A 22373-nucleotide genomic window follows, 5' to 3' on the forward strand; every position below is an offset into this window, starting at 1 on the left:
CTGACCTGCAGCGTACCCAGCCCTCTGGATGCGACCACCGCTCGATGTGTGCGGTGGTCATGCGAGGTGGGTCGTTAGAACGGAACGGCCACGGTGAGTTGGCTGTAGACGTTGGTGCCGTTGCCGCCCACCTGGTTGCCGCCGTTGGTTTCATCCTTCTTGGGTTGGTACAGGCCAACCAGCGGGCTGATGACCAGGTGCTCGTTGACCGCCCATTCGACGTACAGGTCCAGCTCGCGAGCATCCAGGTTCAGCGCATTGCTCTTGTGCAGGGTGTTGAAGTCGAAGTACAGCGCGCCGACGGTGACGTTTTCCAGCGGGTTGGCCTTCAGGCCGACGTGGTGCACGCCGGTGTTGCTGTTGAACGGGCCGGAGTAGTTGGCGGCCACTTCACCCTGGAACCAGGTGCCGTAGCCGGTGCTCAGGCCGTTGAACAGCGGGTCCCAGCCTTCGGAGTAACGGCTGTAGCGGTAGGTCAACTTCGGTGCCCAGGCGACATCGGCAAAGGTGTAGCCGGCCTCGGCGTACCAGGCTTTTTCGGCGCCAGCGTCCTTGTCCTGCCAGGCGTACTCGAAGGCGAAGCTGGCGTTTTCGATGCCTGCGTTGCCTTCGCCGCGCAGGCTGTAGACATCCATGCCATCACGTTGCTTCTGGAAGTCGCTGGCCCATTGCTCGCTGACACCCAGGCCATGAATCCAGGTCAGGCCCAGGGTGCCGACGTCAGCGGTGTAGTCCAGGGTGCCGGCGGCCAGTTCGGTCTCGGCCTGTGCGCGGTTGTCGGATTTGAGCCAGAGCATGCTGCCATGCAGGCCGTCCTTGCCTCCCAGGCGCAATACGGCGGTGCGGTCAAAGGCATGACGGGCGGCAAGGTAGTAAGCGCCGCCACGGTTCAGTGCGCCGTCAGCCGGGCCGTTGCCCAGGTTCGGGCCGTCGTCGTTAAGCAAGAAGCCGCTGCCGATCTTGACCACCTGGCGGCCTGCGGAGATATCGACACCGTCCTTGCCCAGCACCGGGAACAGATCGGCTGAACGCCAGCCCAGGTAGGCGTCTTCAATCTTGGTGGTGCGTTCGGAACCGTCGGTATTGCCTGCCGCGTCGCCGTCACCCCAGGTGCCCGAACTGACCCAGTTGAGTGCGCCATAGGCCGTACCGTTGCCGCCCAGCCCTTGATCGCCGCTGACGCCGTACTTGATGAAACCTTCCCGCCAGGTGGAGCCACCCGTTGTGCCATCGTAGTTCTTGCGGCTGTTGAACAGGCCATAGACCGCGAGAAAGTCGGCGTTCAGGTGCGTGTCGTCGTCGGCATACAGTGCGTAAGCCATGGCGGTCTGGCTGGCGGCGAGTGTGGCGACGCTCAGGCCGATGGCCTGTACCCACGGCAACAGGTGAATTTTTTTACCCATGAAACTCTCCCTCGTTTTTTCTTCGTAGCACGGACGGCTGCGTTTTTTGATTGAAGGACTACCTTGTTCAGACAAGATCGTCGTCGCGTGCTGGCTGGCGACGGGCTATTAGCGCGTTGTTGTGGGGGGCAAGTCTTGTTCGTGGCTGCCAGTGCCCTTGATCCCGGCGGCCAGTGTCGGCAGTTGCTCGGCTGCCGCCACGGTCGCGTGTTGCTCAAGGATGTTGCGGGGCTGAGGCCTGGGTTTCAGGTAGCGTTGCTCCGCCGTCGACAATGAGGGTTTGCCCGGTGATGTAGGCAGCCCGCTCCGAGGCCAGGAACAACATGGCGTTGGCGATGTCCTGCGGTTCGCCCAGACGACCCAGGGGAACACCCTGAGCAATGCGCGCATTGAGTGCTTCATCGCCCAGGTTGGCCATTGCAGGTGTACGCACCATGCCCGGTTCGACTCCGTTGACCCGCACGTTACAGGCGGCCAGTTCCAATGCCGCGCTGCGGATGAAACCGTTGACCCCGGCCTTGGACGCGGCGTAGTGGCTCAGCCCCGGAAAGGCGACCCGGGGACCGGTGACCGATGAGGTCACAAGGACAGTGCCGGCACCCTGGCGCTGGAACAGTGGCAGGGCGCCCTGGGTCAGCCAGAACAGTGCCGAGAGGTTCACCGCCAGTGTGCGCTGGAGGACCTCGGGGGTGATCTGGGCGAACGGTGTCAGGGGAAAGTAGCCTGCGTTATGCACCAGCACATCCAGCCGCTCAAGGCGTGCGAGCAGGCTGAAGATTGCCCCGGGGTCCGCCAGGTCGATGCCAATGGCTTCGGCCGTTCGACCTTCGGCCTGCAATGAAGCCACCAAGGCATGCGCCTGAGCCAGGTTGAGATCAGCGATCAACACCTTGGCACCACTGGCGGCGAAGCCCTCGACGATGCTGCGGCCTATGCCTTGTGCGCCGCCGGTGACCAGGACAGTCTGCCCGCTGAAGTCGAAGTGTGTACTCATCAGGCACCCTCCAGGTGGGTGTAGGCCAGGGTCGGCACATCGACGATGCTTGAGCCGCCGTCCGCGGCAATGACTGCCCCGGTGATGATCGAGGCCTGGTCGCTGATCAGAAATTGGCAAAGCGTGGCGATTTCGTCGGCACTGGCCGGGCGCCGCAGTGGCACATCGGCGGTAACCCGACGGTAGGCCGCCTCCAGATCTTCGTGGTAGTGCTGCATCAATGGCTGCATTTCCTCATCGGCCATGGGCGTGCGCACCCAGCCTGGGCAGACGCAATTGACCCGCACGCCCAGAGGGCCGTAGTCGCGCGCCAGCGACCGGTTGAGGCCGATCAGCGCGTGCTTGCTGGTGGTATAGCCGCACACTTGCGGGCCCGCAGCGAGAGCGGCAATCGATCCCATCAGGACGATGCTGCCGCGTCGCTCGATCAGCAGCGGAAGGCAGGCGCGGGCGCTGTGGAAGGCGCTGTCGAGGTTACTGCGCAGCGCTGCATGCCAGCCGTCGTCGGAGGTGCCCAGCGCCGCACCAAGGCCATGCCCACCGGCGCAGGCGATCAGTGCGTCGAGGCCACCGAAGCGCTTGCGGATCTGCTCGATGAAGCCGGCCCAGGCCTGGCTGCTGGCGGCATCGCCGACCAGCACCAGCGCGCCCGTTGCGGCAGCGACCTGTTCCAGTGCTTCCCGGCGACGACCGACCAGCACCAGGTTGGCGCCCTGGTCGGCCAAGCGTCGCGCGCAGGCTGCACCGATCCCGGTTCCGCCACCGGTAATCAGGATCGTCTTAGTCATGCGCGTGGACCGTGGTGTTGACCAGGTTGCAGTAGGAGGACACCGGGAAGTTCGACAGTTCATCGAAACTGCCGCCGGCATAGCCGAAAATCTTGCCGTCGCTGCGGTGGTTTTTCAGGTCGATCATCACCAGGCCCAGCGTTGGCACGATCTTCTCGCGCCAGACGAACAGGTAGAGCTGATCGGCGATCTTGTAGTAGTGCGCGCGGTCGGTGTCGCACAGGCCTTGTTCGACACCTTTCAGGCACTGCCAGGCGTAGTAGTGTTCGTTCAGGTAAATGTGCTCGTAGACCTCGGTCGGGCTGTAGCGGTAGCAGTTACGGATACCGACCAGTTCTTGCGTCGGTGCATGCGGGCAACTGCCTTCGCGCCATGGTGTGTCCAGGCTGCCGTGGAAAAATTGTGCGTCCACGCGGGTCAGGCTTTTCCCGGCCAGGGCCAGGTGGTAAAGGCCCTCATGAGTTTCTGGTTCACGCGGCAGACGGCCGATAACGGCGGTAAAGGAGTGTGTCAGGGTGTCCAGTACCAGCGAGATCGACCAGTCCTGGCCGTGCTCGCTCTTGAGGAAATCCACCAGGTAGATCCCCGGGCGTATCGAGGTCGCGCGGTAACTGGCACTGCCGCTGGAGTGGCCGTCGGCGGCCCAGTGCAGCTGTTCGGCGTCGAAGCGGTGGACGATTTCCCAGCCATTGGCGAAGAACAGGTTGAATTGCTTGCCGGCCAGTTCAGCGAGCTGCGGCAGGATAAACGCTTCGGGGGCGAAGCCCTCGGCCAGGGCGCCTACAGTGATCCAGTCTGAGTGGGGGGTATTCATGGTGGTTGCTCGTGCGGTGGAAGATGCACGGATGGTGCCTCCCGCTGGCGCACGGCGGTATCAACCAGAGGGTTGAGTTCCAGTGTTTTCCGGGAGGAACAGTGCCCCGACCAACTCGGTGCGGTTTTTCACGCCGACCTTGCGGAACAGGTTGATCAGGTGGGTTTTCACCGTTGGCAGGCCAAGGTCGAGATGGCGCGCCAGTTGTTTGTTGCTCACGCCTTCCTGTAACAGCACGGCTATCTCGCGTTCGCGTGGGGTCAACCGTTGCAGGCGATCATCCCTCGGCGTGTTTGGCAACTGACGCGCCGCTAGTTGCATCAGGCCGTGCAGCGGTAACAGGCTTTGCAGTTCGTGCGCCTGGAACAGGCCCAGGTCGCTGCAGCGCAACAACGACAGGCCGGCGACCGGGCGGCCATCGACGTGGGCAATTACCTCGACCACGTCCACCACCTGATGCTGGTTGAGAAAGCGCTGGTACCGACGGCCGTTCGCCTCACTGTGGTAAGCCAGGCCTTGGCGCAGCGACACCACGGGCAAGCCGATGGCCATGCAGTTGCTGGGTTGCAGTGGGTCGAGGTGACGGTAGTGCTCCAGGTAGGTCTGGTGCATGGGCGCTTGCATGCCCAATAGCTGGAAATCACAGGCTTGTAGCTGCGTGTCGATGCGATAGAACGCCCCTAGCGACGTGGGTACCTGCTGGCTGAAGGCGTGCAGGCAGTGTTGGCCGAGTGCTTCGGTGTAGGCAGGCATGGTGCAGTCTTCGTCCGCAGCAGGGGGTTAACGGCGGCCAGACCAGAAGCCTGACAGTTGGTGCCAGCTTTTGCCGGCACTGAGCAGCAGTGGCCGGAAATGATCCTTGCCATACACCTGAATACGTCTGACCGAACTGATCAAGTCGTAGCGCGCTGAGCCTTCGCTCATGCCCTCGGCCAACACCTTGCAAATGATATGGCTGGGGGTGACGCCAAAGCCCGAGTAGCCCTGTACGAAGAAGGCATTGGCACGGCCGGGCAGGGTGCCGATCTGCGGGAACAGGTTAGGGCTGCAGGCCATCGGGCCACCCCAGGCCAGGTCGATGTTGACGTCCTTCAGGTACGGGAAAATCTTCAGCATCAGCCTGCGGTTCCAGGCTTTCAGGTCAAGCGGGATGTGCTCGATGAACGGTGTGGCTGAACCGAACAGCAGGCGATTTTCACGGGTGACGCGGTAGTAGTCGATGATCGGCCGAATGTCGCTGTAGGCCCCCCGGATGGGGCTGATGCGCTGGATCAGTGCGTCCGACAGCGGCTCGGTCATCATCTGGAACGCATAGGTGTTGATCGTGCTCTTGTGCAGCTCGGGTTCCAGCTTGTTGAGAAAGCTGTCGCAGGCCCAGAGCAGTTTGCTTGCCTTGACCGACCCTTTGGCCGTGCGCACGGTGATCCGTTCGCCGTAGGACACCTCCAGTGCCGGGGTGTACTCGAAGATCTTTACGCCATGACTGGCCAGTGCCTGGGCTTCCCCCAGCAACAGGTTCAAGGAATGCACATGACCGCCGCCCATGTGCAGCAGGGCGCTGCTGTAGGCGTCTGAGCCGATGATCTGCTTGACCTCGGCGCCGGCCAGGAAGCGGATCTCGTGTTTTGAATCTAGAGATTTGAACGCTGATTCCCAGCTGCGCAGGGTCTTTTCCTGGCGGCGGTTGAAGCCCATGTAGCCATAGCCGTGGCAGAAGTCCGCGTCGATGGCGTACTTGGCGATACGCGCCTTGATGATGTCGGCACCGAGGTCACTGATCTCGAAGATCGAGCGCAGGCCCGCTTCGCCGACATCCTGCCTGATCTTTTCCAGGTCGTGGCCAATGCCCGCCATGATCTGCCCACCGTTGCGCCCGGTGCCGCCAAAGCCCAGGTAGCGTGCCTCCAGCACAACGGTATTGGTGATGCCTTTTTCGGCCAGCTCCAATGCGGTGTTGATACCGGAAAAGCCACCGCCAATGACTACGACATCCGCTTCCAGGTCGGCTTGCAGGTCCGGGAAGTGCAGGTCGTACTTCCTGGTCGCTGTGTAGTAGGTTGGCGTTTCGATGTTGATCATGGCTGCCACCTGGAACAAAGGTTGTGAGGTAAAACAGGATGCGCCCTTTGAGGCGACGGTGCGGGCCTTGGCCGTCAAGCGAGCTAGAGGTGTAACCGTTGACCTTGAGTCTAGTGGCCGAGCAGCGTGCGGACGCGTTCGACGGCGGCCTCGGCACAATGGCCATCGACGGCTTCGGAGGCACCGGAAACGCCAATGGCGCCGATTACCTGCCCCTCATGCAGGAAGGGTGCGCCACCACCAAACAGGGCCATATTGCGTTGCAGCGGCAAGCCTTGGCGGACGCCCTCGGAGCACTTCTCCAGGCGGGCTTGCCAGCCCTGCGTGGCGATGCCGAAGCCCACGGCCGTCAGTGCTTTGTTCAAGGCAATGTCCTGCGATGGCCGGGGCGCCCTGTCCATGTGCGCGCTGTGAATCGGCAGGCCGCTTGGGTCGACCACGACCAGGCTGATGCGTACCTGTTCTTCTTCGGCTTTTTCCAGGGCCGCTTGCAGCGCCTGCATGGCCAGTCGCAGGGTGATGGTGGGTTGCTGGCGTAGCAGTTCGTTCATGTCGCGACCTTGTCTGTTCAGTGATCGGTTGAAACGGCCGGGTGCGTGCTCAATGCGTTTCGCTGGGCTGTGCCTGTTGCCGAGCGCTTCGGCGTTGCGCCAGCAGTTGCCAGGCGCAGTAAAGCAGGAGCAAGGCGCCGGCGATCTGCATGGCCCATGGGCCGCCAAAGCGTGCCGCCAGCAGGCCGGCGAGCAGGCCACCGATGGCGTCGAAGCCGAAACGGGTCGAGGTGTAGAGCGATACTACCCGGCCACGCAGCACTTCAGGTGCCTGGCTCTGCAGCAGGATGTTGGTGCCGACGTTGTTGATCGTCACGCCGAAGCCCAGCACCGCCATTGCCGCCAACGACAGTGCCAGCTGGGTACTGGCCGCAAACACCAGCAAGGCGACGGCACTGGCGCCGGCGGTGGCGATGATCAAGCGCTGCAGTTGTTCGGCGGACCGGTGAGCGGCGAGCAGCAGGGTCGAAAGCAGCGAGCCGAACCCGGCCGCCCCCCAAAGCCAGCCCAGCGTCCTCGCATCACCGGCGAAGATGTCCCGGGCGAACACCGGCAGCAGCACGGCGTAGCTTGAGGCTGTGATGTTCACGATCAGTACGCCGAGAATCAGACCGCGTACCGATGGCGTCTGCAAGGCGTAGGTCAGGCCTTCGCGGAAGACACTGCGCATGCTGCCGTTGGCGCGCACACCGGCGCTCATGCGCACGGCCAGCAGGCCAGTGATCAGTGCGCCGTAGGACAGCGCGTTCAGGGCGAAGCACACCGCCTCGCCGGTCATGCCGAGCAGCAGCCCGGCCAGCGGCGGGCCGACGAAGCGTGAGCAGGTAAACAGCGAGGCATTCAAGGCCAGGGCATTTGGCAGGTCGTCGACATCATCGACGAAACGGCTGAGCAGCGATTGGCGCAGCGGTGTGTCCACGGCATTCAGCACGCCCAGGACGAACGACATGAGCACGATCAGGTTCGCGCCAATGTGGCCGCTGTAGGTCAGCAGCGCCAGTAACAGCGCCTGCAGGCCCAGCAGGCTCTGGGTCAGTATCAGCAACCTGCGCTTGTCGTGGCGATCAATCCAGGCCCCGGCAATCGGGCCGACAAACAACTGCGGCAACAGGCTGGCGCAGGTGGTGATACCCAGCAGCGCTGCGGAATCAGTCAACCGGTAGACCAGCCAGGACAACGCCACCATCTGCACCCAGGTGCCTAGCGTGGAAATCGCATGGCCAACGAAGTACAGGCGAAAGTTACGGTGGCGCAGCGCCCGGATCGAGGAGGGCCAGCGAGACGACGTGGAAGGTTGGGGGTGGTTCACGACAAGGCGCCCGTCAGCGGCTGATAATGTTCACATATTAACTTAGTGCGCCGTCCTGTCATGCGCCTGTGCCAACAGATTATTCATCCTGCACCGCGTTCAGTAGCGAATCATCACCGACTTCAGTTCGGTGAAGTCATCGATGAAGGCCCCACCGAATTCACGGCCGATCCCCGAGGACTTGGTTCCGCCAAAGGGGACGGCCGGGTCGAGCAGGGTGTGCATGTTGACCCAGACCGTGCCGGCTTCGATTTCCGGTACCAGGCGCAGCGCTTTGGACAGGTCGTTGGTCCATAGGCTGGCGCTCAGGCCGTAGGCGGTGTTGTTCATCAGCGCCAGCAATTCCTCTTCGGTGTCATACGGGAAGAAGGTCGCGACCGGGCCGAAGGTTTCTTCATTGAGCAGGGTGTCGTTCACCGAGTTGGCCAGGATGATCGTCGGCTCCACGTAGCAGCCGGGGCCTTCGCTGATCTGGCCGCCATGAATGATGGTGCTGTTTTCGGCGCGGGCGGTAGCGAAGAACCGGGCCAGTTTCTGCTGGTGTTGCTTGTTCGCAACCGGGCCAAACTGGGTGCTTTCATCCAGTGGCGAGCCAACCTTCAGTTGCGCCAGGCGTTTGGACAGCGCGTCCATCATCGGCTCGATCTGCGAGCGGTGGACGAAGAAGCGTTCTGCAGCGGCGCAGATCTGCCCGGAGTGAAGGAAGCCGGCTTCGATCATGCCATTGACGGCCTTGTCCATATCGACGTCAGGCAGAAAGCCTGCCGAGTTCTTGCCGCCCAGCTCCAGGGTGGCACGGGTCAGTTTGGCACCCATCGCGCCTTGGCCCACGGCGATGCCGGTCGGGACTGAACCCGTGAAGGACACCTTGTCGGTGCCTGGGTGCTCGATCAGCGCCTTGCCGACACTGCCGCCGCCGGTCAGCACGTTGAGTGCTCCGGCAGGCAGGCCCGCTTCACTGGCCAGCTCGGCGATGCGCAGGATGGTCAGCGGGGTGAACTCGCTCGGTTTGATGATGATGCTGCAACCGGTGGTCAAGGCCGAGGCCAGCTTCCAGATCGCGATCATGGTGGAGAAGTTCCACGGCACAATGCCGACCACCACGCCAATCGGTTCGCGCAGGGTAAAGGCGCTGTAGCGCTCGCCAGCAAAGGAGGGCAGCGATGGGGTGATGGTTTCGCCAGTTATCTTGGTTGCCCAGCCGGCGTAGTAGCGCAGGAAGTGGGCCGCCTGATCGACCTCGAAAGCGCGTGAAATGTGGATGATCTTGCCCGATTGGCAGGTTTCGATCTGCGCCAGCTCCTCACGGTGGCGCTCCAGCAGGTCGGCGAGCTTGAACAACACGCTGGCGCGTGCCGCCGGGCTGGTGCGTGACCAGACTTTGAAGCCGCGATTGGCCGAATCGACGGCGCGCTCGACATCAGCCTGGGTTGCATCGCTGACCTGCGCAATCGCCTCGCCAGTGGCCGGGTTCAGCACCGTGAGCCTGTTCGTTGAGCTGCTGGCGACATAACCGCCGTCGATGTACAGGCTATGGTCGCGCTCAAGGAAGGCGTTGACCGAGGGAAGCAGTGCGATATCGCTCATGCTGGGCAGACTCCAGGCAGGGAAGCAGGCGGCGGCTTGCCGCGCTGAAATAGACGTATGGCACGAGCTTACCCGGCGCTGGCGGGGCGATCTTGACTCTGCCTGTCAGCGACATGTCTGTGCCTGCCATCGGTCAGGCAGGTGGCTGCTGTCGGGTGTGGCCTGAAGAGGGTGTTGGCTATGGAAAGTACAATCTTCCATCTGGAACGTGCATTTTCCTGGGCGAGACTGCCTCGCATACTGGCCCGGCATTCGTAAGTGAGCGGCGCCTGGTCTAATGCGTCCAGCGCTCAATGCCGCAGCCAAATGGGTTTTGGCCGCGGCAGGTCACTTGGGTCCAATAATAATGAGCCAGACCATGAAAAAGCCAAACTCCTTGCTGGAAGATCTCAAGTCCATTCTGCCAACCATCGCCGCTAATGCGGACGAGGCCGAGAAGGCGCGTACCGTACCTGCCGAGAACATTGCGCTGCTCAAAGGCACTGGCCTGCACCGCGCATTTCTGCCGAAGAAGTTCGGAGGCCTGGAAATTTCCCTGCCCGAGTTTGCCGAGTGCATTGCACTGCTGGCCGGCTCCTGTGCCAGCACCGCCTGGGCCATGAGCCTGCTGTGCACCCACAGCCATCAGTTGGCGATGTTCCCGGCCAAACTGCAGGAGGAGATCTGGGGCAGCAACCCCGATGCCACCGCCAGCAGCAGCATCGCCCCGTTCGGGCGTACCGAAGAGGTTGAAGGTGGCGTCACCTTCAGCGGTGAAATGGGCTGGAGCAGTGGTTGCGATCACGCCGAGTGGGCGATTGTTGGCTTTCGCCGCAAAAACGCCGAGGGCACTCAGGACTACTGCTTCGCCGTGTTGCCGCGCAGTGACTACCAGATCCGCGATGACTGGTACGCTGTCGGCATGCGCGCCAGTGGCAGCCGCACCTTGATCATCGACAACGCCTTCGTGCCTGAGCACCGTATCCAGAAGGCCAAGGACATGATGGAAGGCAAGTCCGCCGGCTTTGGCCTGTACCCCGACAGCAAGATTTTCTACGCACCTTATCGCCCGTATTTCGCCAGTGGCTTCTCCACCGTGAGCCTGGGCATTGCCGAGCGCATGCTTGAGGTCTTCCGTGAGAAAACCCGTAACCGCGTGCGTGCCTACACCGGTGCTGCCGTAGGTGCCGCCACTCCGGCGCTGATGCGTCTGGCCGAGTCCACCCATCAGGTCGCTGCTGCCCGCGCCTTGCTGGAAAAAAGCTGGCAGGACATTGCCGAGCACAGTGAGCGCCACGAGTACCCAAGCCGCGGCACCCTGGCATTCTGGCGGACCAATCAGGGCTACGCTGTGAAGATGTGCATTCAAGCGGTTGATCGCTTGATGGATGCATCTGGCGGCGGTGCGTGGTTCGAGAGCAATGAAAGTCAGCGCCTGTTCCGTGATGCGCACCTGACCGGTGCTCACGCCTACACCGACTACGATGTCTGTGCGCAGATCCTCGGCCGTGAACTGATGGGCCTTGAGCCTGATCCTTCGATGGTCTGATTCAGCGGTTCTTCTCGTCACGCGTATCGAATAACAACAAACGAGGCTGTCGTCGCGACAGCCCGGGAGTCTTGCATGTCCACCCTTACTGAAACCACCTTCGACGCACGGGCCTTCCGCCGGGCGCTGGGCAACTTTGCCACGGGTGTCACCGTAGTGACGGCTGCCGATGCCAGCGGCCGCAAAGTTGGCGTGACCGCCAACAGCTTCAACTCGGTGTCCCTGGACCCGCCACTCATCCTGTGGAGCATCGACAAGCGCTCGAGCAGCCTTGAGGTGTTCGAGGAGGCCAGCCACTTTGCGGTCAACATCCTGGCGGCAGACCAGATCGACCTGTCGAACAACTTTGCCCGCCCCAAGGATGACCGCTTCGCCGGGATCGTCTACGAGGCCGGTGAGGGTGGCGCACCGCTGCTCGCGGATTGCTCAGCGCGTTTCAGTTGCGAGAAGTACCAGCAACTGGACGGCGGGGACCATTGGATTCTGGTCGGCAAGGTAGTGGCGTTCGATGATTGCGGGCGCTCGCCACTGTTGTATCACCAAGGTGCCTACTCCATGGTGTTGCCACACACACGCATGACCAAGCGTGAGGAGGGGCAGCCGCCCAGCAGCAACTTCCAGGGCCGTCTGAGCCATAACCTGTACTACCTGATGACTCAGGCCTTGCGGGCCTATCAGACCAGCTACCAGCCGCGGCAACTGTCTACCGGCTTGCGCACCAGTGAGGCGCGCATGCTGATGGTGCTGGAGAACGATGCGGGGCTGGGCCTTGCTGACCTGCAGCGCGAAGTGGCGATGCCCGAGCGCGAGATCGTCGAGGCTGTTGCCAACCTCAAGCGCAAAGGGCTGGTGTCCGATGACCATGAGCGGGTGGTGTTGACGGGTAAGGGTATTGAAGAAACCGAAGCGCTGTGGGCGATTGCCCGTGAACAGCAGGACAAGGTGTTTGGTCAGTTCAGCGAAGAGCAGATCGAAACCTTCAAGACGGTGCTCAAGGCGGTGATCAAGAGCTGACGCCCTGGCAGCGGCGAACAACTACCTTGGCACGGCGGCACAAGACGGCGATCTGGGAATACGGTCAACTCACACTCCCTCCGACTGGATAGCCAAACGGTGCGCTGATGTTTTTCAAACGCAATCACTGGGCAGGTGAGTTGACTGAGGTCTTGCTGCAAATAATTGCCGGCCAGCCCGGTACGGCGCATCAGGCGCCGCTGCTGGCCAGCCATCCGCAGTTGCGGGCGACGCTGGAAACCCTTGGCGTCGAGCGCCAACAGGTCGGCCAGCAGTTGGCGCAGGCGCAGGCCACTGCGGCAGAACTGGCCACCCGGCTCGATCAGGAACAACACCATCTGCAGAGCGCACATGCACAGCAGACGCTTCTGCAACAGCGTTGCGAGACGCTGCAGGCCGCGTTACTGGATCAACAGCACGAGACCCAGGCGCTTGTTCAACAGGCACAGATCTGGGCGTTGTTGCAGTCGACCCTCACCGAAGGTACTTGGGACATCTCGGTCGCCCATGGCGATGTGCGCCATCCCTCCAGCTCAATGCGTATCTCTAACCCGTTCCGTGCACTGATGGGCTACCTGCCGCAGGAGTTGCCCGATGGTTGGGACGCGCAGGTCAGTATCACGCACCCGGACGACCTGGCTGACATCATGGCGGTTTTCGACCGGGAGATCCTCAAGCCCGGCGGTAGCGGCGAGTATGTGTTCGAGTACCGGATGCAGCACAAGACCCGCGGTTTTATCTGGTGCCGTGAGCGTGGTCGTGCGGTACGTGATGAACAGGGCGTGCTGACCCGTGTGTTGGGCGCGGTGCGCGACATCAGTGACGAGCGCAGTGCACAGGCCAGTCACGAACAGATGCTGACCCAGAATCAGGCGACCTACGCGCAGATCGCGACTGTTGTCGGGGTCATCAAGAGTATCGCCGAGCAGACCAACCTGCTGGCCTTGAATGCCGCGATTGAAGCGGCACGTGCCGGTGAGGTGGGGCGCGGCTTTTCGGTGGTCGCCGATGAAGTGAAGAAGCTTGCCGAAAGTACCCGCCAGGCCACCCAGCAAATCCAGGCCATGTTGCACCGCCAATAAAGCCGGCGAGGTCGGTTGCAGGCAAGCGCTCGACGTTCATATGTGGCAGGCTGCAACAAAGACGACGGCAGCCACGGGCAAGACGATGAGCGGAGGCGAAGCGCACAGTGGACGTACACGGTGACAACCCGCACCTGGAAGGGGCGTTGCAGGTTGACGGGTTTTGTCGCCATTTATGTCACACACTGAAGTCAGGGGCATTATCCAGATGTCAATCAATAAAAAGCTCACCGAGCATCTGAATCGCGGCACCGTCGGATTTCCCACGGCACTGGCCAGTACGGTTGGTCTGATCATGGCCAGCCCGGTCATCCTGACCGCAACCATGGGGTTCGGGATTGGTGGCAGTGCCTTCGCGGTGGCCATGGTGATTGCCGCTGTCATGATGCTGGCTCAGTCGACGACCTTTGCCGAAGCGGCCTCGATCCTGCCAACCACCGGTTCGGTCTACGACTACATCAACTGCGGCATGGGGCGCTTTTTCGCCATTACCGGTACGCTTTCAGCCTACCTGATCGTCCATGTCTTCGCCGGTACCGCCGAGACCATCCTCTCAGGGGTCATGGCCCTGGTGAACTTTGAGCACCTCAATACCCTGGCCGAATCCGCCGGTGGCTCGTGGTTGCTGGGTGTGGCGTTCGTGATCGTGTTCGGCATTCTCAATGCCTTCGGCGTCAGCGCCTTCGGTCGTGCGGAGATCATCCTGACCTTCGGTATGTGGACCACCCTGATGGTGTTTGGCGTGCTTGGCCTGATTTCTGCGCCGGCAGTAGAGTTGGACGGCCTGTTCGGTGAGTCGTTGGTGGGCACCGACCTGATCACCATCCTGTCGCTGGTTGGCATGGCCATGTTCATGTTTGTCGGCTGCGAGTTCGTTACGCCGCTAGCCCCGGACCTGCGCAGGTCTGCCTCGGTGATGCCCAAGGCCATGGCCCTGGGGTTGCTGGGTGTGGCGTCGTGCATGTTCATCTATGGCGCGGCAATGAAGCGTCAGGTCGAGAACATCGTGCTTGATCCGGCCACCGGGCTGCACCTGCTGGACACGCCGATGGCCATTCCGAAGTTTGCGGCCCAGGTCATGGGTGACATTGGCCCGCTGTGGCTGGGTATCGGCTTCCTGTTCGCCGGCGCTGCGACCATCAATACCCTGATGGCCGGCGTACCGCGGATTCTCTACGGCATGGCGGTGGACGGTGCATTGCCCAAGGTGTTCACCTACCTGCATCCGCGCTTCAAGACGCCGCTGCTGTGCATCCTCGTCGCAGTACTGATTCCTTGCCTGCACGCCTGGTACTTGGGGGGTAACGCAGACAACATCCTGCACTTGGTACTGGCTGCGGTCTGCGCCTGGAGTACGGCCTACCTGCTGGTGACCCTGTCGGTGGTCATCCTGCGCATTCGCCGTCCTGACCTGCCACGTGCCTACCGCTCGCCGTTCTTCCCGCTGCCACAGATCCTCTCCAGTGTCGGTATCCTGCTGGGGATGTGGTTCATTACACCGCCGGGCATGAACCCCGCCGACATCTACGTTCCATTCGGCATCATGCTGGCGGCCACGGCAGCCTATGCGCTGTTCTGGACACTGTGTGTGCAGAAGGTCAACCCGTTTGCCCCGGCACGGGTCGAAGACGTCCTGGCGGTGGAGTTCGCCAACGAGCCTGGCATTCACGTTAGCGGTCATGTCCATCATGCTAGCAAAGCTGTTTGACCTGTTCAGCGCCCAGCGGGCCCCGGCCGGTTATCGGCCTGGGGTCACCCTGGAGTTGCTGCGGCGTAACCTGGGAATACACCGTTTCCACCTGACGGAGACGGGCCGTGCCGAGTTCGATCTGGGGGCGACGGGGCTGCGCGTGCAGGTCAGCGAGCGTACTCAAGCGCAGTTGCTGATGCATCTGGTCATGACCGAGTTCCGTCTCCAGGTGCCTGCCTTTGAACAGGGCAACGTCCACTTTGATCTGCACCATACTGGCTCGCTCAAGCGTACCGGTATTCGTTGCCGCTACCGTAGCGGCGACCGGACGCTGTTCGAGGCCGTGTCGAAGCGGCTGCTGGGCGACGCCAGGCTCAGCGCGGCGCTGATGCCGCTGGATTTCAAGCACCTGAGCATCGAATACGCGCTCAATGGCTGGACGGTTACTCTGGAACACATGGGGGGCAGCGAAGTCGTCAACCGTATGCCTGCCTTTCGTCGCTACGTAAAATTCAGCAGCGAACAGAAAGTGCTGCTCGAGCATACGCTGACGGCTCTGCAACGCGTGTTACTGGCACGTTAGCCAAAGGGTGGCATGAATACTGCTCCACATTGCGTGATGGATTATGGTTGTGCGCTCATTGGTAACATGTTAACAATTGAGTCATAAAAATAAGTTCGCGTGTGGAGGTATTCATGAGCATCCCCCAGCTTGATGGCAACAGACTGGAGCGTTGGACCACAGCCATGCAAAGTGTCTGTGGCCGTTTCGAGACCGAGTTGGCGTTTAACCGGTCGCTGTTCATCGGTGAAATATCGACCAGCCTGCGGGCCGGTCTGCAACTGTCCAACCTGCGAACCAATGCGGGCAACATCAAGCGCTTTGGTGACAACCCTGACCGTGACGATGACCAGCATTGTTTCCTGGTCAGCCAGCGTACCGGTTATTCGCAAATCACTCAGGGGGGCGTCAAAATCCAGCTTGCGCCGGGTGAGATGCTCTTGATGGACTCTGTCGGCCCCTGCGAAATCACCCCGTTCGGTTTGATTGAACACACCTCGTTGTCGTTGTCGCGCACTGAGGTGCGCAAGCACCTGAAAGGCCAGGGTGAGACCTTTGGCAAAATTTCCTCCAGTAACGCGTGTGGCCGCATGTTGCATGTGTTGATGGATGAGCTGTGCAAGGACACCGATGAGCATTCCTCGGCCAATGCGCAAGGTGATGCGCTGCAGAGCGCCTTTATTTCGTTGCTCAGCCCGGGTTTCGAGCGCGCCGACGCCAGTAGCACTTCGCTGACCGTCAATGGTGTCAACCTGCGCAGCTACGTGCAGAAGGTGATCGATGAATCACTGACCCAGCCAGGCTTGAGCCCGGCAAGCCTGGCCAGTCGCTTGAACATTTCGGTGCGCCATCTCTACCGTCTGTTTGAGGAGGAGGGCGACAGCGTTTGCCGCTACATTCAGCGTGCCCGCCTCAAACGCAGTGCCGACGACCTTTCCAACCCGTTCCTGAAGACCGAATCGATTACCGCCATTGCCTACAAATGGGGGTTTACCGACTCGGCGCACTTCAGCCGCTCGTTCAAGAAGCAGTTCGAACAATCGCCGAAAGATTTTCGTGCTCATGTACTCAACGCCGCCACGGCTGGCACGGCGTAACCGATAACCTCATCACTCGATAGCACGTTTACCCAGGACGTCCGTATGTCGTCGGCAAGCTCGGTGTTCGCTACCTACCTTTCGGTCGGTAGTGTCATTGGGTGAGCCGGTACGGCAGTGAATGCGCGGTGCTTGCATCGTTGGCAAGCCAACGCCCACAAAGGGGTGCCGCAGTCTGTGAATGCCGCTACGTTGGCTGGAAAAAAAAACCCCCGCTGAAAGCGAGGGTTTGTTGGTAACGGGGAGCCTCGAGGCGAGTCAGACGACCGCGAAGTAGTGCTTCACAAAGCTCTCGCTGACGATTTCCCAGAGCACTGGGGTGCCCTTGGTCACGAACCAGCTGTCGCCGGCTTTGTAGCGCGTGCTCTGGCCGGTGGACTCATCAGTGAGCAGCACTTCGCCGGTGACGACTACGGCCTGTTCGTTGAATGGGTAGACCATGCGGAACTTGCCTTGGGTCGTGCCGAAGTAGGCGCTGCTGACCGGATCGGTCGGTGCACCGAAGGTCATTTTGCCGAAGGCTTTGACTTCGCCTTCCAGAATCTCGGAACCCAGGTCGGCAACGGTGCCCCAGGCGTCGAGTTCGGACAGCGCAATGTTGTTCTGTACAGTTGTAAGGGTCATGGCAGTGCTCCAGTGAGTGAACGATAAGGGGGTTCAACGCCGGCCGTTGAAGTAGCCGGACAGCTGATGCAGGCTTTTGCCGGCCGTCAGCAGCAGGGGGCGAATGTGGTCTTTGCCGAGGATCTGCGCGTGTTTGACCGAGCTGATCAGGTCGTAACGCGATGAACCTTCGCTCATGCCCTCGGCGAGGATTTTGCAAATGATGTGGCTCGGGGTGACGCCGAAGCCCGAGTAGCCTTGTACATAGAACGCATTCGGGCGGCCGCTGAGTGTGCCGATCTGCGGGAACAGGTTGGCGCCGGTGGCCATTGGGCCGCCCCAGGCCAGGTCGATCTGCACGTCCTTCAGGTACGGGAAGATCTTCAGCATCAGGTTGCGGTTCCAGGCCTTCAGGTCCTTGGGGATGTGTTCGATGAACGGTGTGGCGGCACCGAACAGCAGGCGGTTCTCGTTGGTGACCCGGTAGTAGTCGATGACTGGGCGAATATCGCTGTAGGCGCCGCGGATCGGGCTGATGCGCCGGATCAATTCGTCGGACAGCGGCTCGGTCATCAGTTGGAATGCGTAGGTGTTGATGGTGCGTGCGTGCAACTCTGGCTCCAGCTTGTTGAGGAAGCTGTCGCAGGCCCACAGCAGCTTGCGCGCTTTCACCGAGCCGCGCCCGGTACGCACGGTGATCTGCTCGCCGTAGCTCACTTCCAGGGCCGGGCTATGCTCGAAAATACGTGCGCCCAGGCCGACCAGCGCCTTGGCCTCACCGAGCAACAGGTTCAGCGAGTGCACATGGCCGCCGCCCATGTGCAGCAGGGCGCTGCTGTAGGCGTCCGAGCCGATGATCTGCTTGACCTCGGCGCCGGCCAGGAAGCGGATTTCGTCCTTGCTGTTGATCGATTTGAAGTCTTTCTCCCAGGCACGCAGGGTTTTTTCCTGGCGGGCGTTGAAGCCCATGTAGCCATAGCCGTGGCAGAAGTCTGCGTCGATGGCGTACTTGGCAATACGGTCCTTGATGATCCCGGCGCCCAGTTCGCTGATCTCGAAGATCTCGCGCAGGCCTTGCTCGCCGACACTGCTCTTGATCTTCTCCAGGTCGTGCCCGATCCCGGCCATGATCTGCCCGCCATTGCGGCCCGTACCGCCAAAGCCCAGGTAGCGTGCTTCCAGCACCACAACGTTGGTGATGCCTTTTTCGGCCAGTTCCAGCGCAGTGTTGATGCCGGAAAAACCGCCGCCAATCACGACGACGTCCGCTTCAATGTCACTTTCCAGCGTCGGGAAACTGAGGTTGTATTTCTTGGTAGCCGAGTAGTACGTAGGCGTTTCGATAGTGATCATGGCGCAGCCTGAACGGTTGAATTGGCACGACGGCAGGGCTTTTCGCAAGCGCTGTCCCCTGGGGCCTATTAAGTTCCTAACGAGCGGTAGGTGTCTTGACTCTGCGTGCCGACGGCTTTGATCTGGCCTGCCAGCGCAGGCGTTTCAGGCCGGGCCGCTTGACGGCAGCCCTTGCATTTCGGATGATCGTTTCATGAATACATTAATGACCTGTCGCAGCGACTATTACGGCTACCCGCTCACCCCATGAGGCGGTAGTTGCTGCGTGCACCCGATCCGCCTGAGGCGAATCGGATAGTGCTCCCTTCTCCTCGGGCCTTACCCCTGGAGACAGCAATGAACGACACCCAAGACCGTTTGATCGACCACCTGCAGGCGCGGGGCTTTATTCACCAGAGTACCGACCTGGAAGCCTTGCGCACGCACTTGGCCACGGGTTCAAGAACGATCTACCTCGGCTTTGATGCCACCGCCGACAGCCTGCACGTAGGCCACCTGCAAGGCCTGATGCTGATGCGCTGGCTACAGAAGGCCGGGCACCGGCCAATTCTGTTGATCGGTGGCGCCACGACCCGTATCGGTGACCCGAGCTTTCGTGACGAGAGCCGGCCGATCCTCAGCGAAGCGCAGATCCAGGCCAATATCGCTGGCATTACCCGCACTTTTGGCCGTTACCTGAACCTGGGAGAGGGCGCTGGTTTTGTCGTCGACAACGCCCAATGGCTCGATGGCATTGGTTACCTGCAGTTTCTGGATCAGGTGGGGCGCTACTTCTCCATCAACCGTTTGCTGACCTTCGACGCGGTTCGCCAGCGCCTGGAGCGCGAGCATTCATTGTCGTTTCTTGAGTTCGGCTACACCCTGCTGCAGGCCCACGACTTTACCGAGCTGGCGCGCCAGTACGATTGCACGGTGCAACTGGGCGGTGCTGACCAGTGGGCCAACATCATCAATGGTGTGGAGCTGGGGCGCCGTCGTGACAATCGCCAGCTGTTTGGCCTGACCATGCCGCTGTTGACCAGCAGCGATGGCAAGAAAATGGGCAAGTCGGTCAGTGGCGCGGTGTGGTTGGACGGTAGCCGCCTGGCACCGTTCGATTTCTGGCAGTTCTGGCGCAACTGTGATGACCGCGATGTCGGGCGCTTCCTGGCGCTGTTCACCGAGCTGCCGCTGGAGGAGATTCAGGCGCTCACGGCGCAGGGCGGTGCCGCGTTGAATCAGGCGAAGTGCGTATTGGCTGATCACGCTACGGCGCTGGCCCATGGCGAGGCGGCGGCACAGCAAGCCCATGCGGCGGCAACCGCTGTATTTGCCCACGGTGAGGCGGCGGAGCTGACCACGCTGAATATTTCGCGCGCCCAGGTACAGGCAGGTATCAGCCTGGCCGAGCTGCTGGTCGAGACGGGCTTGCAGGCATCACGCTCAGCGGCACGTCGTTTGGCCGAGGGGCGTGGGCTGCGGCTGGATGGGGAGGTTGTTGAGTCGGCTGAGCGGGAAATGGACCAGCAGGCCAGTCAATGGCGGGTGAGCCTGGGCAAGAAACGCCATTTCGACATCAAGGTGGTGGGCTGACGCGAGCGGGGGTTAGCTGAAACACGGCCTGCTCAGCAGGCCGTGTTGGTCAACGGACCTGGCCGTTACTTGATACCCAGGCACATGTACTTTTGCTCGATGTAGTCATCAATGCCGTACTTGGAGCCTTCGCGGCCCAGGCCGGATTGCTTGATGCCGCCGAAGGGGGCCACTTCGGTAGAGATCAGCCCTTCGTTGACGCCGACCATGCCATATTCCAGCGCCTCGCTGACGCGCCAGGCACGACCGAGGTCGCGGGTATAGAGGTAGGAGGCCAGGCCGAACTCGGTGTCGTTGGCCATGGCGATGGCTTCTGCTTCGGTGTCGAAGCGGAAGATCGGTGCCAGTGGCCCGAAGGTTTCGTCACGGGCCACCAGCATCTGCGGGGTTACATCGCCCAGCACGGTGGGCTCGAAGAAGTTGCCGCCCAAGGCATGGGGCTTGCCGCCGGCGAGCAGCGTCGCGCCTTTGCCCAGCGCATCGTTGATGTGTTCTTCGACCTTGGTCACCGCCTTGGCATTGATCAAGGGGCCTTGCTGGACGCCGTCGGTATCGGCACTGCCAACCTTGAGCGCCTTGACGGCGCTGGCGAGGCGTTCGCTGAAGGCCTCGTAGACGCTGTTCTGAACCAGAATACGGTTGGTGCAGACGCAGGTTTGCCCGGTGTTGCGGAACTTGGAGCCGATCACGCCTTCAACAGCCGCATCCAGGTCGGCATCGTCAAAGACGATAAAGGGCGCATTGCCGCCCAGTTCCAGGCTGACTTTCTTGATGGTTTCAGCGCATTGCGCCATCAACAGCTTGCCGATACCGGTCGAGCCGGTGAACGAGAGCTTCTGCACCAGCGGGTTACCGGTCAGCTCCGCACCGATCTCGCGGGAGCGGGTGCCAGGCACAATATTAAGCACGCCTGCAGGAATACCGGCACGCTCGCCCAACTCGGCCAGCGCCAGTGCCGACAATGGGGTTTCCGAGGCCGGTTTGACGATAACGGTGCAGCCTGCCGCCAAGGCCGGGCCGACCTTGCGGGTGATCATGGCGTTGGGGAAGTTCCACGGGGTAATCGCGGCGACGACGCCAATCGGCTGCTTGATGACCAGCAGGCGACGGCCTGGCTTGTCGTGAGGAATGACGTCGCCATAGACCCGTTTGGCCTCTTCGGCGAACCATTCGATAAAGCTGGCGCCATAGGCAATTTCGCCACGGCTTTCTGCCAGCGGCTTACCCTGTTCCCAGCTCAGCAGGCGCGCCAGGTCTTCCTGGTTGGCCATGATCAGCTCGAACCATTTACGCAGAATTGCGCTGCGCTCTTTAGCGGTTTTGTCGCGCCAGGCTGGCAGGGCCGCATGAGCGGCGTCGATGGCGCGGGCAGTTTCGGCCTGGCCGAGGGAGCTGACGGTGGCGATGATTTCGCCGTTGGCCGGGTTGCTCACGCTGAAGCGGGCATGGTCGTCCGCCTCAAGCCATTGGCCGTTGACGTAGGCGTGCTCGCGTAGCAGTTTCAAGTCGTTGAGTGTCATGGTCATGCTCAGCAGTTAGTAGACGCTGCCGCCCGCGCTGGTGGGCGCGGCGCAGCCTTTGAATTTGCCGGCCAGGGCCTGCAGGCCACGCATCAGCACGGTGGTGTCGACACCGACGGCGACGAAGGCTGCGCCCAGTTCGATGTAGCGCCGGGCGAGTGCCTCGTCAGCGCTGAGAATGCCGGCGGCTTTGCCAGCCTGCTGGATCCGCACGATGGCGTCTTCGATGGCCGCCTGGACTTCGGGGTGGCCAGGGTTGCCACGATGGCCCAGTGAGGCACTGAGGTCGGCCGGGCCGATGAACACACCGTCGACGCCGTCGACCGCGGCGATGGCGTCCAGGTTGGCCAGGCCTTCACGGTTTTCGATCTGCACCAGCAGGCACATCTGCTGGTCAGCGTGATCCAGGTAGCCGGGAATGCTGTTCCAGCGCGAGGCGCGGGCCAGGGCGCTGCCAACCCCGCGAACACCTTGCGGCGGGTAGTGGATGGCGCGGACCAGTTCGCGTGCCTGCTCCGCGCTTTCGACCATGGGCACCAGCAAGGTCTGGGCGCCGATGTCCAGCACCTGCTTGATCAGGGCGGTATCGCCGATCACCGGGCGAATGATCGGTTGGCTCGGGTAGGGCGCCACGGCTTGCAACTGGCCGAGCATGCCGCGCAGGTCATTCGGGGCGTGTTCTCCATCGATCAGCAACCAGTCGAAACCGGCATTGGCCGCGAGCTCCGCGCAATAGGCATCGGCCAGGCCGAGCCACAGGCCGATCTGGGCTTCGCCACTTTTCAGGCGTTGCTTGAAGGTATTGATGGGCATGTCCATGGGCTGCT

The 22373-nt window shown here is 61.7% G+C and carries 19 protein-coding genes and 1 pseudogene; 7 read left to right on the forward strand and 13 right to left on the reverse strand.

The genetic code is table 11. From position 1 onward, the window contains the following. Positions 1 to 74 precede the first annotated feature (74 nt). From UIA24_RS20155 to UIA24_RS20195, 9 genes are all read right to left on the reverse strand, one after another. The gene (locus tag UIA24_RS20155) at positions 75 to 1403 is read right to left on the reverse strand and encodes a hypothetical protein (protein ID WP_330523719.1); all 1329 of its coding nucleotides are present in this window, start codon (positions 1401 to 1403) and stop codon (positions 75 to 77) included. Between the two features lie 214 nt (positions 1404 to 1617). Beyond that, positions 1618 to 2397, reverse strand: a complete 780-nt coding sequence (locus tag UIA24_RS20160; RefSeq protein ID WP_330523720.1) for an SDR family oxidoreductase — start codon at positions 2395 to 2397, stop codon at positions 1618 to 1620. Continuing rightward, positions 2397 to 3185, reverse strand: a complete 789-nt coding sequence (locus UIA24_RS20165; RefSeq protein ID WP_099774457.1) for an SDR family NAD(P)-dependent oxidoreductase — start codon at positions 3183 to 3185, stop codon at positions 2397 to 2399. Before UIA24_RS20165 ends, UIA24_RS20160 begins: the two co-directional genes overlap by 1 nt. Beyond that, positions 3178 to 3999: a molybdenum cofactor biosynthesis F family protein gene (locus UIA24_RS20170; protein ID WP_330523721.1), complete on the reverse strand. Its 822-nt coding sequence runs from the start codon at positions 3997 to 3999 to the stop codon at positions 3178 to 3180. Before UIA24_RS20170 ends, UIA24_RS20165 begins: the two co-directional genes overlap by 8 nt. 60 nt (positions 4000 to 4059) lie before the next feature. Beyond that, entirely contained in the window at positions 4060 to 4752 is a 693-nt protein-coding gene (locus tag UIA24_RS20175) for a helix-turn-helix transcriptional regulator (protein WP_330523722.1), read from the reverse strand. Between the two features lie 27 nt (positions 4753 to 4779). Next, a complete protein-coding gene (locus UIA24_RS20180) occupies positions 4780 to 6078 on the reverse strand; it encodes an NAD(P)/FAD-dependent oxidoreductase (protein WP_330523723.1) in 1299 nt (432 codons plus the stop codon). 110 nt (positions 6079 to 6188) lie between these two features. Then, entirely contained in the window at positions 6189 to 6629 is a 441-nt protein-coding gene (locus UIA24_RS20185; RefSeq protein ID WP_330523724.1) for a GlcG/HbpS family heme-binding protein, read from the reverse strand. Positions 6630 to 6678: 49 nt separating this feature from the next. Then, positions 6679 to 7938, reverse strand: coding sequence for an MFS transporter (locus tag UIA24_RS20190; RefSeq protein WP_218195298.1), 1260 nt, complete (start codon positions 7936 to 7938; stop codon positions 6679 to 6681). 99 nt (positions 7939 to 8037) lie between these two features. Beyond that, a complete protein-coding gene (locus UIA24_RS20195; protein ID WP_330523725.1) occupies positions 8038 to 9525 on the reverse strand; it encodes an aldehyde dehydrogenase family protein in 1488 nt (495 codons plus the stop codon). 358 nt (positions 9526 to 9883) lie between these two features. On the opposite strand from UIA24_RS20195, the gene UIA24_RS20200 reads away from it, so the two are divergent. From UIA24_RS20200 to feaR, 6 genes and pseudogenes are all read left to right on the forward strand, one after another. Continuing rightward, positions 9884 to 11053: a p-hydroxyphenylacetate 3-hydroxylase oxygenase component gene (locus UIA24_RS20200; protein WP_102052099.1), complete on the forward strand. Its 1170-nt coding sequence runs from the start codon at positions 9884 to 9886 to the stop codon at positions 11051 to 11053. A gap of 75 nt (positions 11054 to 11128) precedes the next feature. Further along, complete coding sequence (locus UIA24_RS20205; protein ID WP_102052100.1) at positions 11129 to 12067, forward strand: p-hydroxyphenylacetate 3-hydroxylase reductase component; 939 nt, start codon at positions 11129 to 11131, stop codon at positions 12065 to 12067. A gap of 536 nt (positions 12068 to 12603) precedes the next feature. Further along, a pseudogene (locus tag UIA24_RS23385) lies at positions 12604 to 13143 on the forward strand (methyl-accepting chemotaxis protein); the annotation flags it as partial. A gap of 214 nt (positions 13144 to 13357) precedes the next feature. Next, positions 13358 to 14857 (forward strand): APC family permease, encoded by a 1500-nt coding sequence (locus tag UIA24_RS20215; RefSeq protein WP_330523727.1) that lies wholly within the window; start codon positions 13358 to 13360, stop codon positions 14855 to 14857. After that, positions 14838 to 15422 (forward strand): DUF3156 family protein, encoded by a 585-nt coding sequence (locus UIA24_RS20220; protein WP_330523750.1) that lies wholly within the window; start codon positions 14838 to 14840, stop codon positions 15420 to 15422. The genes UIA24_RS20215 and UIA24_RS20220 overlap by 20 nt, the downstream gene beginning before the upstream one ends. 113 nt (positions 15423 to 15535) lie before the next feature. Continuing rightward, positions 15536 to 16498, forward strand: a complete 963-nt coding sequence (gene feaR, locus UIA24_RS20225; protein WP_102052103.1) for a transcriptional regulator FeaR — start codon at positions 15536 to 15538, stop codon at positions 16496 to 16498. A gap of 258 nt (positions 16499 to 16756) precedes the next feature. On the opposite strand, the gene UIA24_RS20230 is transcribed toward feaR, so the two are convergent. Further along, the gene (locus tag UIA24_RS20230) at positions 16757 to 17122 is read right to left on the reverse strand and encodes a cupin domain-containing protein (protein ID WP_330523728.1); all 366 of its coding nucleotides are present in this window, start codon (positions 17120 to 17122) and stop codon (positions 16757 to 16759) included. 33 nt (positions 17123 to 17155) lie between these two features. Then, the gene (locus UIA24_RS20235; RefSeq protein WP_065757825.1) at positions 17156 to 18454 is read right to left on the reverse strand and encodes an NAD(P)/FAD-dependent oxidoreductase; all 1299 of its coding nucleotides are present in this window, start codon (positions 18452 to 18454) and stop codon (positions 17156 to 17158) included. A gap of 336 nt (positions 18455 to 18790) precedes the next feature. On the opposite strand from UIA24_RS20235, the gene tyrS reads away from it, so the two are divergent. Continuing rightward, the gene (gene tyrS / locus UIA24_RS20240; protein ID WP_330523729.1) at positions 18791 to 20026 is read left to right on the forward strand and encodes a tyrosine--tRNA ligase; all 1236 of its coding nucleotides are present in this window, start codon (positions 18791 to 18793) and stop codon (positions 20024 to 20026) included. A gap of 65 nt (positions 20027 to 20091) precedes the next feature. Here the strand turns inward: tyrS and UIA24_RS20245 are convergent, their stop codons facing one another. Together UIA24_RS20245 and hpaI are read right to left on the reverse strand one after the other, a co-directional pair. Further along, a complete protein-coding gene (locus tag UIA24_RS20245) occupies positions 20092 to 21546 on the reverse strand; it encodes an NAD-dependent succinate-semialdehyde dehydrogenase (protein ID WP_330523730.1) in 1455 nt (484 codons plus the stop codon). 15 nt (positions 21547 to 21561) lie between these two features. Beyond that, complete coding sequence (gene hpaI / locus UIA24_RS20250; RefSeq protein ID WP_065757828.1) at positions 21562 to 22365, reverse strand: 4-hydroxy-2-oxoheptanedioate aldolase; 804 nt, start codon at positions 22363 to 22365, stop codon at positions 21562 to 21564. Between the last annotated feature and the right edge of the window lie 8 nt (positions 22366 to 22373).

This window comes from Pseudomonas sp. AL 58, from assembly GCF_036348395.1.
Lineage (GTDB): Bacteria > Pseudomonadota > Gammaproteobacteria > Pseudomonadales > Pseudomonadaceae > Aquipseudomonas > Aquipseudomonas defluvii.

Excerpts from the sequence above, each read along its gene's own strand:
- UIA24_RS20205 (WP_102052100.1), top strand. The coding sequence starts at position 11,129 with ATGTCCACCCTTACTGAAACCACCTTCGACGCACGGGCCTTCCGCCGG.
- UIA24_RS20175 (WP_330523722.1), bottom strand. The coding sequence starts at position 4,752 with ATGCCTGCCTACACCGAAGCACTCGGCCAACACTGCCTGCACGCCTTC.
- UIA24_RS20160 (WP_330523720.1), bottom strand. The coding sequence starts at position 2,397 with ATGAGTACACACTTCGACTTCAGCGGGCAGACTGTCCTGGTCACCGGC.
- UIA24_RS20185 (WP_330523724.1), bottom strand. The coding sequence starts at position 6,629 with ATGAACGAACTGCTACGCCAGCAACCCACCATCACCCTGCGACTGGCC.
- tyrS (WP_330523729.1), top strand. The coding sequence starts at position 18,791 with ATGAACGACACCCAAGACCGTTTGATCGACCACCTGCAGGCGCGGGGC.
- UIA24_RS20180 (WP_330523723.1), bottom strand. The coding sequence starts at position 6,078 with ATGATCAACATCGAAACGCCAACCTACTACACAGCGACCAGGAAGTAC.
- UIA24_RS20195 (WP_330523725.1), bottom strand. The coding sequence starts at position 9,525 with ATGAGCGATATCGCACTGCTTCCCTCGGTCAACGCCTTCCTTGAGCGC.
- UIA24_RS20220 (WP_330523750.1), top strand. The coding sequence starts at position 14,838 with ATGCTAGCAAAGCTGTTTGACCTGTTCAGCGCCCAGCGGGCCCCGGCC.
- feaR (WP_102052103.1), top strand. The coding sequence starts at position 15,536 with ATGAGCATCCCCCAGCTTGATGGCAACAGACTGGAGCGTTGGACCACA.
- UIA24_RS20215 (WP_330523727.1), top strand. The coding sequence starts at position 13,358 with ATGTCAATCAATAAAAAGCTCACCGAGCATCTGAATCGCGGCACCGTC.
- UIA24_RS20230 (WP_330523728.1), bottom strand. The coding sequence starts at position 17,122 with ATGACCCTTACAACTGTACAGAACAACATTGCGCTGTCCGAACTCGAC.
- UIA24_RS20155 (WP_330523719.1), bottom strand. The coding sequence starts at position 1,403 with ATGGGTAAAAAAATTCACCTGTTGCCGTGGGTACAGGCCATCGGCCTG.
- UIA24_RS20245 (WP_330523730.1), bottom strand. The coding sequence starts at position 21,546 with ATGACACTCAACGACTTGAAACTGCTACGCGAGCACGCCTACGTCAAC.
- UIA24_RS20170 (WP_330523721.1), bottom strand. The coding sequence starts at position 3,999 with ATGAATACCCCCCACTCAGACTGGATCACTGTAGGCGCCCTGGCCGAG.
- UIA24_RS20235 (WP_065757825.1), bottom strand. The coding sequence starts at position 18,454 with ATGATCACTATCGAAACGCCTACGTACTACTCGGCTACCAAGAAATAC.
- UIA24_RS20200 (WP_102052099.1), top strand. The coding sequence starts at position 9,884 with ATGAAAAAGCCAAACTCCTTGCTGGAAGATCTCAAGTCCATTCTGCCA.
- UIA24_RS20165 (WP_099774457.1), bottom strand. The coding sequence starts at position 3,185 with ATGACTAAGACGATCCTGATTACCGGTGGCGGAACCGGGATCGGTGCA.
- hpaI (WP_065757828.1), bottom strand. The coding sequence starts at position 22,365 with ATGGACATGCCCATCAATACCTTCAAGCAACGCCTGAAAAGTGGCGAA.